13 protein-coding genes are annotated in these 12582 nt (G+C 47.4%); 9 read left to right on the top strand and 4 right to left on the bottom strand.

The genetic code is table 11. The annotated features are described in order from the left end of the window. Positions 1–21: 21 nt before the first annotated feature. Complete coding sequence (locus KNO65_RS02745) at positions 22–1593, top strand: amidohydrolase (protein ID WP_214781571.1); 1572 nt, start codon at positions 22–24, stop codon at positions 1591–1593. Positions 1594–1641: 48 nt separating this feature from the next. On the opposite strand, the gene KNO65_RS02740 is transcribed toward KNO65_RS02745, so the two are convergent. After that, complete coding sequence (locus KNO65_RS02740; protein WP_214691264.1) at positions 1642–2460, bottom strand: NAD kinase; 819 nt, start codon at positions 2458–2460, stop codon at positions 1642–1644. Between the two features lie 149 nt (positions 2461–2609). Between KNO65_RS02740 and tpx the strand changes: the two genes are divergently transcribed. The 4 genes from tpx to KNO65_RS02720 all read left to right on the top strand — a co-directional run bounded on the left by tpx (position 2610) and on the right by KNO65_RS02720 (position 6429). Next, positions 2610–3098 carry a thiol peroxidase gene (gene tpx / locus KNO65_RS02735; protein WP_214781569.1) on the top strand — a complete coding sequence of 163 codons (489 nt, stop codon included), beginning with the start codon at positions 2610–2612 and terminating at the stop codon, positions 3096–3098. Between the two features lie 96 nt (positions 3099–3194). Next, the gene (locus KNO65_RS02730) at positions 3195–4088 is read left to right on the top strand and encodes a class I SAM-dependent methyltransferase (protein ID WP_074036496.1); all 894 of its coding nucleotides are present in this window, start codon (positions 3195–3197) and stop codon (positions 4086–4088) included. 119 nt (positions 4089–4207) lie between these two features. Further along, the gene (locus KNO65_RS02725; protein WP_214781567.1) at positions 4208–5419 is read left to right on the top strand and encodes an acetate kinase; all 1212 of its coding nucleotides are present in this window, start codon (positions 4208–4210) and stop codon (positions 5417–5419) included. A 407-nt stretch (positions 5420–5826) separates the two neighbouring features. Further along, complete coding sequence (locus tag KNO65_RS02720) at positions 5827–6429, top strand: 3D domain-containing protein (RefSeq protein ID WP_214781565.1); 603 nt, start codon at positions 5827–5829, stop codon at positions 6427–6429. Positions 6430–6483: 54 nt separating this feature from the next. Here the strand turns inward: KNO65_RS02720 and KNO65_RS02715 are convergent, their stop codons facing one another. Next, positions 6484–6921: a universal stress protein gene (locus KNO65_RS02715; protein WP_012726732.1), complete on the bottom strand. Its 438-nt coding sequence runs from the start codon at positions 6919–6921 to the stop codon at positions 6484–6486. Between the two features lie 183 nt (positions 6922–7104). Here KNO65_RS02715 and KNO65_RS02710 point away from each other — a divergent pair, with 183 nt between their 5' ends. Beyond that, positions 7105–7830, top strand: a complete 726-nt coding sequence (locus KNO65_RS02710; protein WP_214781563.1) for an SDR family oxidoreductase — start codon at positions 7105–7107, stop codon at positions 7828–7830. 10 nt (positions 7831–7840) lie between these two features. Next, positions 7841–8563, top strand: a complete 723-nt coding sequence (locus KNO65_RS02705; protein ID WP_214781561.1) for a metallophosphoesterase family protein — start codon at positions 7841–7843, stop codon at positions 8561–8563. Positions 8564–8608: 45 nt separating this feature from the next. Here KNO65_RS02705 and KNO65_RS02700 read toward each other — a convergent pair whose 3' ends face one another. After that, on the bottom strand, positions 8609–9706 hold the full coding sequence (locus KNO65_RS02700) for a M24 family metallopeptidase (RefSeq protein WP_196430906.1): 1098 nt from the start codon (positions 9704–9706) through the stop codon (positions 8609–8611). A 165-nt stretch (positions 9707–9871) separates the two neighbouring features. On the opposite strand from KNO65_RS02700, the gene KNO65_RS02695 reads away from it, so the two are divergent. Then, complete coding sequence (locus tag KNO65_RS02695; protein WP_074036504.1) at positions 9872–11182, top strand: DRTGG domain-containing protein; 1311 nt, start codon at positions 9872–9874, stop codon at positions 11180–11182. A 41-nt stretch (positions 11183–11223) separates the two neighbouring features. Here KNO65_RS02695 and KNO65_RS02690 read toward each other — a convergent pair whose 3' ends face one another. Beyond that, the gene (locus KNO65_RS02690) at positions 11224–11538 is read right to left on the bottom strand and encodes a YtpI family protein (protein WP_074033432.1); all 315 of its coding nucleotides are present in this window, start codon (positions 11536–11538) and stop codon (positions 11224–11226) included. Positions 11539–11613: 75 nt separating this feature from the next. Between KNO65_RS02690 and KNO65_RS02685 the strand changes: the two genes are divergently transcribed. Next, positions 11614–12582 (top strand): DHH family phosphoesterase, encoded by a 969-nt coding sequence (locus KNO65_RS02685; RefSeq protein ID WP_074036506.1) that lies wholly within the window; start codon positions 11614–11616, stop codon positions 12580–12582.

Genomic DNA, 12582 nt, shown 5'->3' with positions numbered 1-12582 from the left:
CAATCAAGGAGGAATCGTCAGATGGGTACACTATGGGTCAACGGGAACATCTACACATTGAATAAACCAGGTGAGATGGAACGTGCCATGTTTATTGAGCATGGACGCGTCTTGAAGATGGGGGACGAGGGACATCTCCGACGTACATATGCGGGTCGCATCGAGGAGATTGTGAATTTGGAAGGAAAGAGTGTGTATCCGGCCTTTACCGATTCACATATTCACCTTGTCGGATACGGCGAAGCGCTCGACCGTGTCGATGCGAGTGAAGCGACGGATCTTCGAGAATTACTTGAAACGATGAAGCAACGAGGGTCGGACGACGATTGGATCGTCGCAGAAGGGTTTGATGATCGTCTGCTCGGTGACATGCCGACACGCGAGATGATTGATGAAGTGATTGACGACCGTCCTGTCGTGTTGAAGCGTGTCTGTCGTCACGTAGCCGTCGTGAACTCGAAAGGACTTGAACGACTTGGATTGATCCACCATACGGTGATCGAAGGTGGAAAACTTGGGCGAGGTGAAGAAGGCAAATTGAATGGCGTCCTATATGATGCTGCACTAGATCTCTTATATAAAGAATTGAGTGGGAATCGTAAGAAAAATGCCGCTTCTCTTCGCCGGGCAATCGATTCATTATTCGCACATGGAATCGTTGGTGCCCATACGGAAGACTTGTTCTATCATGGAGATCCGCTCGAAACGATTCAAGCGTACGAAGATGTACTGGACGAACTTCCGTTTCAAGCACACCTTCTCGTCCACGAACAGGTGGTGGATCGTGTCATCCAGCAAGATGCGATGACGCGTCGGAAGCGGTTTGACTTCGGTGCGATGAAACTCTTTGTCGACGGTTCGTTTGGTGGACGCACCGCTCTGTTATCTGCACCGTATGCGGATGATCGGAGTCAACGAGGAATTGAAGTACATCGACCAGATCATCTCGAGGCACTCGTGAAAAAAGCACGAACATACGGTATGAATGTGGCAGCGCATGTGATCGGTGATGCGGCGGTCGAGCAATTTGTCGGCCTGCTTGAGAAGTACCCTGCCAGAAAAGGGACACGAGATCGAATTATCCATGCCTCATTATTGAATGACTCATTGATCAACCGAATCAAATCATTGCCTGTTTTGATTGATGCACAGCCGGTATTTTTATCGGATGACATGGACATGCTGTTCGAGCGGTTGGGCAATGAGCGTGTGCATGATGTCTATCGATTCAAGTCTTTACTCGATACAGGGGCATTGGTGTTAGGAGGAAGTGACGCGCCGATTTCATCTGTTGACGTTCGAAAGGGATTGTTTGGAGCGGTGATGCGACAATCGTTTCACGGGTCGAGCACGCTAAATCCGAGTGAACGTCTTTCGATGTATGAAGCTCTTCGCAGTTTCACGTATTCGCCTCATGTTGCTACAGGGACGCACGGAAGAAACGGGCTGTTGGTTCAAAGCTACAATGCCAACTTCACAGTATGGGATGAAGATTTCTTTAAATTGAGTGGGAAAGACATCCTGCACAACCGTCTTGTCATGACTGTCGTCGAAGGGCAACCAGTGTACGAAGCAGAAAAAGCCACGCTGTAAAAAAAGAGTTGCTTCATCCGAAAGGGATGAAGCAACTCTTTTTTTACATCAGAAGAATGAACGTTGTACTTTATGCCAGAACGAGTTGGTCCGAAGCTTGACAGTCTTGATGACCTGGTCCGAGAGTTCGATATCGATTCGGTCTGTGTACTTCAAGCTGAGCGCCTCGTTATCCATCCCAATAATCGGGTAGTCGTTGCCGTCTTCGACGATGCGGAGTGACAACTTACGCGAATCATGAACGATAAAGGATGAGCCGAGTGTGCGATAGCGATTGTTGTTGACCGAAGCGATCTCACTGACTTGCATACATGGGATGAGTGGGTCGACGACCGCACCGCTGAGAGATTTGTTATAGGCAGTCGATCCCGTCGGCGTCGATACAACCATTCCGTCCCCACGGAATGTTTCGAAATGTAGATCGTCGATATAGACCTCGATGGCGAGTGATTTGATAATACTTGATTTAATCGAAGCCTCATTTAAACAGAGGAGCGGTGTCGATTCGTTGATCGATGCTGAAAGAAGTGGATACTTCCGGACTTCGAGACCTTCTTCGATTCGCATCGAGTTGTCCGAGAAGAGGCGGTCGACTTCATCGAGTTTATGTATGTCGAAATCACAATAAAACTCGTTCAATCCACGACCGAAGCCAACGTAGATGGCGTCTTGACGAAAGCCTGTGTAGCGAACCGCCTGTAAAAATGCCCCGTCCCCGCCGACTGCAGCGATGATGTTCGCGTCCTCCGGTTGATTTACGATGTTGAACCCGTGTTTTTCCCCGATTTCTCTCAGTTTCTTCACTTCTTTTGTGAATTCGTTGACGTTACGATGGTACAAATAGACGTTGTTTCTCATCTGAGTCATCCCCTTTGTCAATGGTGTCCTCTTTATTATAACGTGTTTCTTCCTACCGATATAGGGAAAACTGAAACAGAGTCAAAAGCAGGAAGTTTGTCAAAGGCTCAAGTTCATCGATATGATGAACGAGTAACTACAACAAAGGGGATGAGTACATGCCAACATTTAAAGGGAACAACGTAACATTACAAGGAAATCCAGTGAAGGTAGGAGATCAAGCTCCTGATTTCCGCGTCTTGACGACTGCTTTAGAAGAAGTGACGTTAGCAACCTATCCGGGGAAAAAACTAATCAGTGTCATTCCTTCAATCGATACAGGCGTATGTGATGCACAAACGCGTGAGTTCAACGAAAAGGCCTCATCACTCGGTGGTACAGTCTTGACTGTATCGAACGATTTGCCGTTCGCACAGCGCCGTTGGTGTTCTGCATCTGGTTTAGATAACGTAGTCACCCTCTCGGACCACCGCGATCTTTCGTTCGCAAAAGCATATGGTGTTTTAATTGAAGAAATGCGTCTTCTTGCGCGTTCTGTATTCGTCGTCGGTTCGAATGGCGTCGTCCAATATGTACAATATATGGATGAAATGACAGATGAAGTTGATTTCGCGGCGGCACTTGAGGCGTTCGAACAAGCGAATTGATTCGTTTGGCGAAATTGATTAAAATAGCTTACACTAGTACGTGAACCGACCGGTCCTCTCATGGGGGCCGGTTTTGTATGGAAAGGATGAACGAAAATGGAACGTTTTGAACAACTCTATCGTGATTGGAAGAAGGAAGCAAAGAAACTGGTCAACGACCTGGATGTATTACCGATCGAGGCACTCGTCCAAGTATTTGACCATGTTGACATTGAAAAAGAGAAGATGGACGATGTCCGTAAAGCAGTGAGTTTACTCGTCTTGGAAGAAACGACACAACTCCCCCCGAACAATCAACCGACACCGGATGCGGTCAGCCTATTTATGGGTTATCTAGCTTCGAAGCTACTTAAGGAAAACGCGACGATTCTAGATTTAGGTAGTGGGACAGGTACGTTGACGCACGCCGTTCTCTCTCAGTTAAAAGATGCGACAGCGCAAGCGGTCGAAGTGGATGAACTGTTGCTTCGTCTTTCCTATTCCATTAGTAACTTGTTAGGAGAACCAGTATCCTACTTCCATCAAGACGCCCTTGCTCCTCTGTTTGTTGAACCGAGCGACCTTTCCGTTGCTGACTTGCCAATCGGATATTATCCAAATGATGAAGTGGCAGCCGGATACGACATGAAACGAGAACAAGGACATGCCTATTCGCATTTCCTCTTGATGGAACAGGCGATTCGCCATACGAAACCAGGTGGGCATGGATTATTTGTCATCCCGAACAATTTGTTTGAACAGGATGACGAAGGGAAATTAAAACAATGGATGGACCGTGAGGCTGTTGTGAAAGGGGTCATTCAACTTCCGACGACGATGTTTAAAGACGAACGTTACGCGAAAAGCTTATTGCTCCTTCAAAAAGTAGGAGAAGGCGTCACACGGCCAAAACAAGCGCTATTTGTGGAACTTCCGTCATTCACAGATGTCAGAGCGGTAGCCAATGTTGTGAAACAGATTGATGATTGGTTCAAAACAACTCAAAAATAATGGACAAAATACTTGAAAAAGGTATGCAAAATCAAGTATCTTCATTATGATACAGTTATCAGTTTTAAATTGAACAGATAAAGATATGCGTTTAAAACGAAAGGTAAGAGGTGTATGACATGACGAAAATTATGGCAGTCAATGCGGGTAGTTCATCGCTCAAGTTCCAGTTACTCGAGATGCCAACGGAAGAGTTGCTCGCAGTCGGACTTGTAGAGCGTGTAGGGAAAGAAGATGCGATTTTTACAATCAAGTACGGTGAAGGACAGAAGTTCAACGTGGTCACACCACTTCACACGCACAAAGAAGCGGTTGAATTGACGTTGGAGAAGTTGATCGAATTGGATATCATCCAATCATTCGATGAGATTTCTGGTGTAGGTCACCGTGTGTTACACGGAAAAGAGTTGTATGCGGATTCGGTCGTCATTGACGATGAAGTCATGAAGAACATCGAATCGTTCACAGAGCTCGGACCACTTCACATCCCACCAAACTTGACAGGTATTCGTGCATTCCAGGCAATTTTGCCGAATGTCCCACAAATAGCGGTATTCGATACAGCGTTCCACCAGTCAATGCCTGAAGAGAATTTCTTGTACAGTCTTCCTTATGAATACTATACAGAACATGGTGTACGTAAATACGGCTTTCACGGAACGAGCCACAAGTATGTCACACAGCGTGCGGCAGAACTTCTCGGTCGTCCGCTAGAAGACTTGCGTTTGATTTCATGTCACCTCGGTAGCGGTGCATCGATCGCTGCAGTAGCAGGTGGTCGCTCAATCGATACAACGATGGGCTTCACACCACTCGAAGGAATCACGATGGGAACGCGCTCAGGTTCTTTGGACCCGGCCCTCATCCCGTTCTTGATGCAAAAAACAGGGAAGTCTGCTGAAGATGTATTGAACGTCATGAACAAAGAGTCTGGCGTGTACGGTCTTTCTGGTATCTCAAGTGACTTGCGTGACATCGAGCAAGCGGCTGCAGAAGGCAACCATCGTGCAGAAGTTTCATTGAAAATCTTCTCGAACCGTATTCACGGTTACATCGGTCAATATGCGGCTGAAATGAATGGTGTCGACGCCATCATCTTCACAGCGGGCGTCGGTGAGAACTCGGACGTCATCCGTGAACGCATCCTTCGCGGTCTTGAATTCATGGGTGTCTACTGGGATCCTTCACTTAACAACGGTGCTCGCGGAAAAGAGTTGTTTATCAACTATCCGCACTCACCAGTTAAAGTCATCATCATCCCGACGAACGAAGAATTGGTCATCGCGCGCGACACGGTACGCATTGCAAACCTTGTCGAAGCACACGCATAATACGAAACGAACCCACGTTACTTCGTGTAACGTGGGTTTTTTTATGAGTCTTTTTTACTAATGTGAAGAATCGTAAGTAGGACAAATGTTTTCTCCTTTGTAACATTAGGCGTTTCGTTTACATCGTTTTGCAATGTTAATGTCATGAATGAACCGTATATTGGATTTTAATTTATAAAAATATCTCGTATTCGATTTAAATGTCAATCTAACGCGATAAACCGTTAATTTTGACATCGATTTGTAATGTTCGTGTCACTCAAATGAACAGGAAGTGTAACGGCACTGACTGATGTTTCGTCATATAGTTATCTGGACGAAATATTCAATTGGAGTGACGAGTCACTCGTTCGATAGATGATGATATGAAATGAAACCAAATTGACGAAGAGAGGACGAATAAACGTATGTTGAAAAAAATCATGACGCTCTTACTTCTCGCCATCGCCGTATTTGCATTTGCTCTACCCACTTCACCAGTAGAAGCAGCTACGAAAAAAGTATATGTTGCAACAAAGTCAGGTTCGAAGATGGTCTATGCAGAAGGGAAATCAAATGCACGAGTGATTGGGAAGATGACGGCGAGTGATCGTCTTCAACGTACAGGTTCTCGAGGTGCTTGGATTCGCGTGAACTATAAAGGGAAGGCCGGATGGGTTCCTACAAAGAACTTACGTACTGTAAGTGCTCCTAAACCGCTCAAACCAGCAAGCGTGAAGACGTATACGATGAAAGCGTCCGCATATACACCGTACTGCAAGGGATGTTCAGGTAAGACAGCACTTGGATGGAACGTTCGTACCCAAAAGCGAAATGTAGTCGCGGTAGACCCGCGCGTCATTCCACTCGGAACGAAAGTACAAGTATTCGTAGGGGGCAAGTCGATGGGTACCTACACGGCAGCTGACACTGGTGGCGCCATCAAAGGAAATAAAATTGACATCTTAATGTATTCGCAAAATGCAGCGATTCAATTTGGTCGTAAAACGGTTACAGTCAAGGTGTTATAATGCATAGGAAAAGGGTCTTGCGATTGCGCAAGACCCTTTTTGATGGATGGGTGATTATTGACGAACGATAAGGACGTCACATTTCGCATAACGGACGATGCTTTCAGAAACGCTTCCGATAAAGAACCGTTCAACGGCGTTTAAACCTGTCGCACCACAAATAATAAGATCAATATCATGGTTAGGTGCAATCTTTTTCGCAATCGTCACTTTCGGGGAACCGTATTCAATCACCGTTTCGACTTCTTTTACGCCACGCTCTTTCGCGCGATTGACATAGTCTTCAAGCAACTCTTTCGCATATGTCTCGGCACGCTCTGTGATTGTGCGGTCGTAAGCTTCTACAGTCGCAAACGTACGCGTATCAATCACATGACCAACGTACAGTTTTCCTTCGTTACGAATCGCGACATCGATTGCTGTTTCAAATGCACGTTCTGCCTCTTTAGAGCCGTCAACGGCAGATAAAATGTGTTTGTATACAATTGCCATGTAAATCCCAACCTTTCGCTCGAAATATACGTTCGGCTTACATATATAGTATACCACTTCTTTCAGTTTTCACGCTTTTTCGCCATGAAAATGCGTGAATTTTTTCATGACGATGTTCACGACATGTCCAAGTTTGGAATTCGTGTGAAAGAACGGGTAAAATAAGGCGGAGGAGGTAGGTCGATGAAACATGTAATGATTACATCTGGTGCCAAAGGGATCGGACGCGTAGTGACGGAGCGTCTGTTACAAGATGGGTGGCACGTCAGCATTTTGCAACGGAATCCGATTGACTGGGAACATGAACGGATACATATGATCGAGGCCGGATTGACGGACCGCGAACAACTGCTCTCAGCCTATGAGGAAGCGGTCGAACGCTTTGGTGAACCGAACGCCTTGATTTTAAATGCAGGTCCATATATCTTTGAGCGGAAACCGCTCGTCGAATTGACAGACGAAGAGTGGGACGAAGTACTCATGGGCAACCTGTCCGCCTCATTTTGGTTGATGCGTCGTGCGATTCCTTCCATGCGCTCAAATCGATTTGGACGCATCATCTCGTATGGGTTTCCGGAAAGTGGGACGGCCCCTGGCTGGATCCATCGTTCTGCGTTTGCCGCTGCAAAGACGGGACTCGTCAGTTTGACAAAATCGGTCGCGCTAGAAGAGGCCCCGTTCGGGATTACGGCGAACATGGTCAATCCGGGCAATATCGTCGGCTCTCAAAAGGAGATGCGCATTGATGAAGCGGAAGTGGATGAAGGAACTCCGGTCGGTCGACACGGGACAGGAGAAGATATCGCGCGTTTGATTTCGTTCTTATTACAAGAAGACTCGGACATGATCACAGGTGCCATCATCGATGTGACAGGCGGCGTCAACGTCGTCCATCAATACCGAAAGTGAGGGGAACGCGATGAAGATTGGAGTGGTCACGGACGTTCATGGAAATCTCGAGGCGTTGGAGGCTGCACTTCAAGTCATGGATGCGGAGCGGGTCGACGTCATCTGGTCGCTCGGTGACATGATTGCAATGGGACCGGACTCTAATGCGGTCATGGAGCGTTTGTTAGACCGGGGAACGCATATGATTTCTGGGAATCATGATGAAGCGGTCCTTTCCCTTTTGGCTGGACACGGTCATCCAGAAAGTTATGCTCATACGCGCCCCCACCATGAGTGGGTTGCGCGTCATCTAGAGACTCGATATGCAGATGTCCTCGAATCCCTTCCACGAACAATGTCCGTCAAAATGGTTGGCGAAACGGTGTTCGGCATTCATTATCATATCCCGACCGAACGACGCCACGCCACGATTGTCGAAGAACCGTTTCACGAGATTCTCGAACCGACACTGGAAAATATGCAGCGACTGTATGGAGCATATACAGGAGAAATCGTGTTATTCGGACATCACCATCCTGTCCATCTGTTTGAAGATGACACCAAGCGCTACGTCAATCCTGGTGCGCTCGGAGTGGCGAAAGATGACCTGGCTCGCTTTGCCATATTATCTGAAGGAGAAACCGGGATTGCTCTTGAACTGAAGGCGGTCCCATATGACAAACGTGCCTTTTTAGAGAAGATGGAACGTTATGACGTACCGCAACGGGATGTCATGCTGCGCTTGTTTTATTAAGATATGTAAAAAAGTGCGATCCTTGAGAATGGATCGCAGTTTTTGTCATTCAATCTCTTGAAGAGTTTTCGGATAACTCGTCAATGTGATGGGACCACTTTCTGTCATGACGAGATCGTCTTCAATACGGACTCCGCCGACTCCCGGTAGATAGATACCCGGTTCGACTGTGAACGTCATCCCGACTTGGGCGGTCATGTCATTGTTCGCTGCCATCGAGGGGTGTTCGTGTACTTCGATTCCAATTCCGTGACCGATTCGATGAGTGAAGTATTCACCATATCCTGCAGACGTGATGACTTGTCGTGCCGCGATATCGATTGCGCCGAGTGTCGTACCGACGTTCGCCATCTCGATTGCGGCTTCCTCAGCCTGAAGAACCGTTTCGTAAATCTCACGTTGTTTGCGACTCGCCTCACCGAAGACAACCGTCCGTGTGATGTCTGAACAGTATCCCTGCCAGACGACACCGAGGTCGAACAAGGCAAAATCTCCTTTTTTCAAGCGGTTGTTGCCTGGGACACCGTGAGGGTCGGCACTATTCTCACCGAACAAGACGAGCGTGTCGAACGACATTTCACGGACGCCTTGCTGTTTCATGGCGTATTCAATATCCGCGATGACCTCGAGTTCTGTCACGCCTTCACGGAGGGAGCGGATCCCGGCTTCGATGGCCATATCTGCCAACTCGGCGGCCCGCTTCATGATCCGGACTTCATCCGGTGATTTGATCATACGTAACGTTTGGAGCTCGTCTGTCAAATCGATAATTGACAGACCGGCAAAACCGGCGCGAAGCTGCTCGACTCGGTTGAATGTCAAATGCTCCCCTTCGATTCCGATTCGTTCAGGAACGATTTGGTTATCGAGGAATAACTTGACGATTTTGTCCCATGGGTTTTCATGGTCCATATACGTCACGATTTCACCTGACCAGTCACTCGCTTCGACAATCCCTTTTTCAAGTGCTGGGCAGATGATGGCAGTTGTGCCGTTCTTCAAAACTAAAATGGCGATCAATCGCTCGTGCGCTTCCGCGTATACTCCCGAGAAATAAAACACGGATGCTTTCGACGTGATGAATGCTGCATCTAACCCTTTTGTCGCTAGAGATTGTGCAATTTGATTGGTGCGTTGATTCAAGTTGAATCCCTTCCCTTCTACCTCTTACGTTGACTACTCGTCTATTATAGCTGTTTCGAAAACAGAAAGGAAATGTTGCAATTTGATTGGTACAGTTTGAACTAGTTCGACTGATACAGTATACTGAATAGAGTAGAAAATGTATTGAGAGAAGGGACTCCGCGTATGACCACAAAACATGAACAGATCATAGCACATATCGAGTCACTCGATGTAGGGTCAAAAATTTCGGTCCGCCAAATCGCCAAAGAGTTGGCTGTATCAGAAGGTACGGCTTATCGGGCCATCAAAGAAGCTGAGAACCTAGGTTTCGTATCAACCATTGAACGGGTGGGGACGATTCGGATCAAGCGAAAACATAAAGAAAATATTGAAAAGCTGACATTCGCCGAAGTCGTCAATATCGTCGATGGTCAGGTGTTGGGCGGACGTAACGGTCTCCACAAGACGCTATCGAAATTTGTAATCGGTGCCATGAAGCTCGAGGCGATGATGCGATATATCGATGTCGACTCACTCGTCATCATCGGGAACCGCGAGAAAGCGCATGAACTCGTCTTACAATCAGGTGGGGCTGTGTTGATCACAGGGGGATTCGACACAACGGATGAAGTGAAACGAATGGCAGATAAGTATGATATGCCTGTCATTTCTACATCCTATGACAGTTTTACCGTCGCGACGATGATCAACCGAGCCATCTATGACCGTCTAATCAAAAAAGAGATTTTACTCGTCTCAGATATCGTCATCCCGCTCCACGATACGTTCTATCTGAAGTCAGATGACACAGTGAAACGTTGGCACGAGCTGAATGAACGGACGAAACATAATCGGTATCCCGTCATCGATGAACAGATGAAAGTGGTCGGCGTGATCACGGCAAAGGATGTCATTGATAAATCACACGACTATGATATTGAGAAGGTCATGACGAAAAGTCCGATTACAGTAGGCGTACAAACGAGTGTCACCAATGCCGCGCACCAGATGGTGTGGGAAGGGATCGAGATGTTACCTGTCGTTGATAACTACGGACGTCTGCTTGGGATTATTAGCCGCCAAGATGTGCTGAAGGCGTTGCAACTGGCGAATCGACAACCGCAAGTCGGTGAGACGTTCGATAACATGATCACGAACCAGCTGAAAGAAGATCCTGCATCGAACGGGACGGCCTTCACGGTTGAAGTGGCCCCACAGATGACGAGTCATATGGGGACCGCCTCATCTGGCGTGTTGACGACCTTGTTGGTCGAAGGGGCGACGCGAAGTCTACGTCATATGAAGAAAGGCGATCTCGTGGTTGAGAATATCACCGTCTATTTCATGAAGCCGATTCAAATTGAAAGTCAGATTCGAGTGTCGGCCCATGTCTTCGACCTCGGTCGGAAGTTCGGGAAAGTGGATGTGGAGATGACGCAAGGGACACAACTTGTCGCCAAAGCGCTCGTCACGGCACAACTCATCGATCGGTAATAAAAAGAGCACCTGCTACAGCGCGTAGCGGGTGCTCTTTTTCATGATGGCGTATTCGTCGGTTCTTCTGCGGCGAGAGGGTAAATTTTGCGGTAACGGATAAATCCGACAACAGCATTCCCTAAACCGACGACTAACATGACGATGCTGACAATCCAACCGACAGATGAATTCAGACCGAATCCCCCGACCATTTGGTTCGCAGCGAACAATGCGAGGAATAAACTTAACCAGATCAACGCTTGCGTGTTGAACAACGCTTTTCGGTTTGGCGTCTTTGTCAAAAAAGCACGGCGCTTGAAGACAAGGTACGCACCGAGCGCGAACAAAATGAGTCCAATCATGACAAGTTGCAAGTGAAGGAACCCCTTTCTATCTCGTAATCTGTTATCATCATACCATAATAGTGTGTAGGAAAGTGAGGAATCATCATGACGCAATGGCAGGAAGCGGATACAATCAAATCAGAAATTGAGGCGGCTGACACCATTTTCATTCACCGCCACGTACGACCAGACCCTGATGCGTTGGGGAGCCAGCTTGGTTTACAGCGCATTCTAAAATCGGTTCATCCGGAGAAGCAAATCTATGTGGTCGGTGGCATGGTTCCAGACCTCGAGTTTTTAGGAAAGATGGAACATGTCGAAGAAGAAATGTATCAAGACGCGCTCGTCCTTATATTAGATACGGCGAATCAAGAGCGAATCGATGGACCATTTGCGCTAAAAGGGAAGACAATCATTAAAATCGATCATCATCCCGATGAAGATCCATATGCGATGACACAGATTGTCGATACCTCGGTCAGTTCGACGTCTGAGATGATTGTGGAACTCGCGGACATTTGGAGATATCCAATCGACCAAGAGGCGGCATTTTTACTCTATGCCGGCATCGTAGGCGACACAGGACGATTCCAGTTTCGAAATGCTACGGCCCGAACGTTTGAGATTGCTTCGGCGCTGATCGCGAAAGACATCGATACGAATAAATTGTACCGACACATGTATAAGACCAACTTAGCGACTCTTCAGTTACAAGGGTACGTGTTACAGCACGTCAATGTCACAGAAGAAGGCGTCGGCTATGTGAAGATTGACAAGGACGTGCTCCGGACGTTCCATGCGTCCCCGGAAGCGGCATCGCAACTCGTCAATAGCTTCTCTGGCCTCGAAGGATTGAAATGTTGGGTCATGTTCGTGGAAAACAAAGAAGAGATTCGTGTGCGCATCCGGTCGAAAGGTCCTGTCATCAATGAAGTGGCCAAGCGATACCGTGGGGGAGGTCATCCTATGGCGGCTGGTGCCACGATTGACACATGGGATGAGATGGATGACGTGATTGCGGCTTTGAATGAAGTGGCTGGGGAATTCACGTTTGAAGAAAATGAAGAGAGCTGA

Source organism: Exiguobacterium sp. S3 (assembly GCF_018617295.1).
Lineage (GTDB): Bacteria > Bacillota > Bacilli > Exiguobacteriales > Exiguobacteriaceae > Exiguobacterium > Exiguobacterium profundum.
This window is presented reverse-complemented; position numbering and strand designations above follow the sequence as displayed.

What these genes read in the sequence shown, in the direction of transcription:
- tpx (WP_214781569.1), top strand. Translation starts at nt 2,610, where the DNA reads ATGCCAACATTTAAAGGGAACAACGTAACATTACAAGGAAATCCAGTG.
- KNO65_RS02740 (WP_214691264.1), bottom strand. Translation starts at nt 2,460, where the DNA reads ATGACTCAGATGAGAAACAACGTCTATTTGTACCATCGTAACGTCAAC.
- KNO65_RS02705 (WP_214781561.1), top strand. Translation starts at nt 7,841, where the DNA reads ATGAAGATTGGAGTGGTCACGGACGTTCATGGAAATCTCGAGGCGTTG.
- KNO65_RS02685 (WP_074036506.1), top strand. Translation starts at nt 11,614, where the DNA reads ATGACGCAATGGCAGGAAGCGGATACAATCAAATCAGAAATTGAGGCG.
- KNO65_RS02715 (WP_012726732.1), bottom strand. Translation starts at nt 6,921, where the DNA reads ATGGCAATTGTATACAAACACATTTTATCTGCCGTTGACGGCTCTAAA.
- KNO65_RS02695 (WP_074036504.1), top strand. Translation starts at nt 9,872, where the DNA reads ATGACCACAAAACATGAACAGATCATAGCACATATCGAGTCACTCGAT.
- KNO65_RS02725 (WP_214781567.1), top strand. Translation starts at nt 4,208, where the DNA reads ATGACGAAAATTATGGCAGTCAATGCGGGTAGTTCATCGCTCAAGTTC.
- KNO65_RS02710 (WP_214781563.1), top strand. Translation starts at nt 7,105, where the DNA reads ATGAAACATGTAATGATTACATCTGGTGCCAAAGGGATCGGACGCGTA.
- KNO65_RS02730 (WP_074036496.1), top strand. Translation starts at nt 3,195, where the DNA reads ATGGAACGTTTTGAACAACTCTATCGTGATTGGAAGAAGGAAGCAAAG.
- KNO65_RS02745 (WP_214781571.1), top strand. Translation starts at nt 22, where the DNA reads ATGGGTACACTATGGGTCAACGGGAACATCTACACATTGAATAAACCA.
- KNO65_RS02720 (WP_214781565.1), top strand. Translation starts at nt 5,827, where the DNA reads ATGTTGAAAAAAATCATGACGCTCTTACTTCTCGCCATCGCCGTATTT.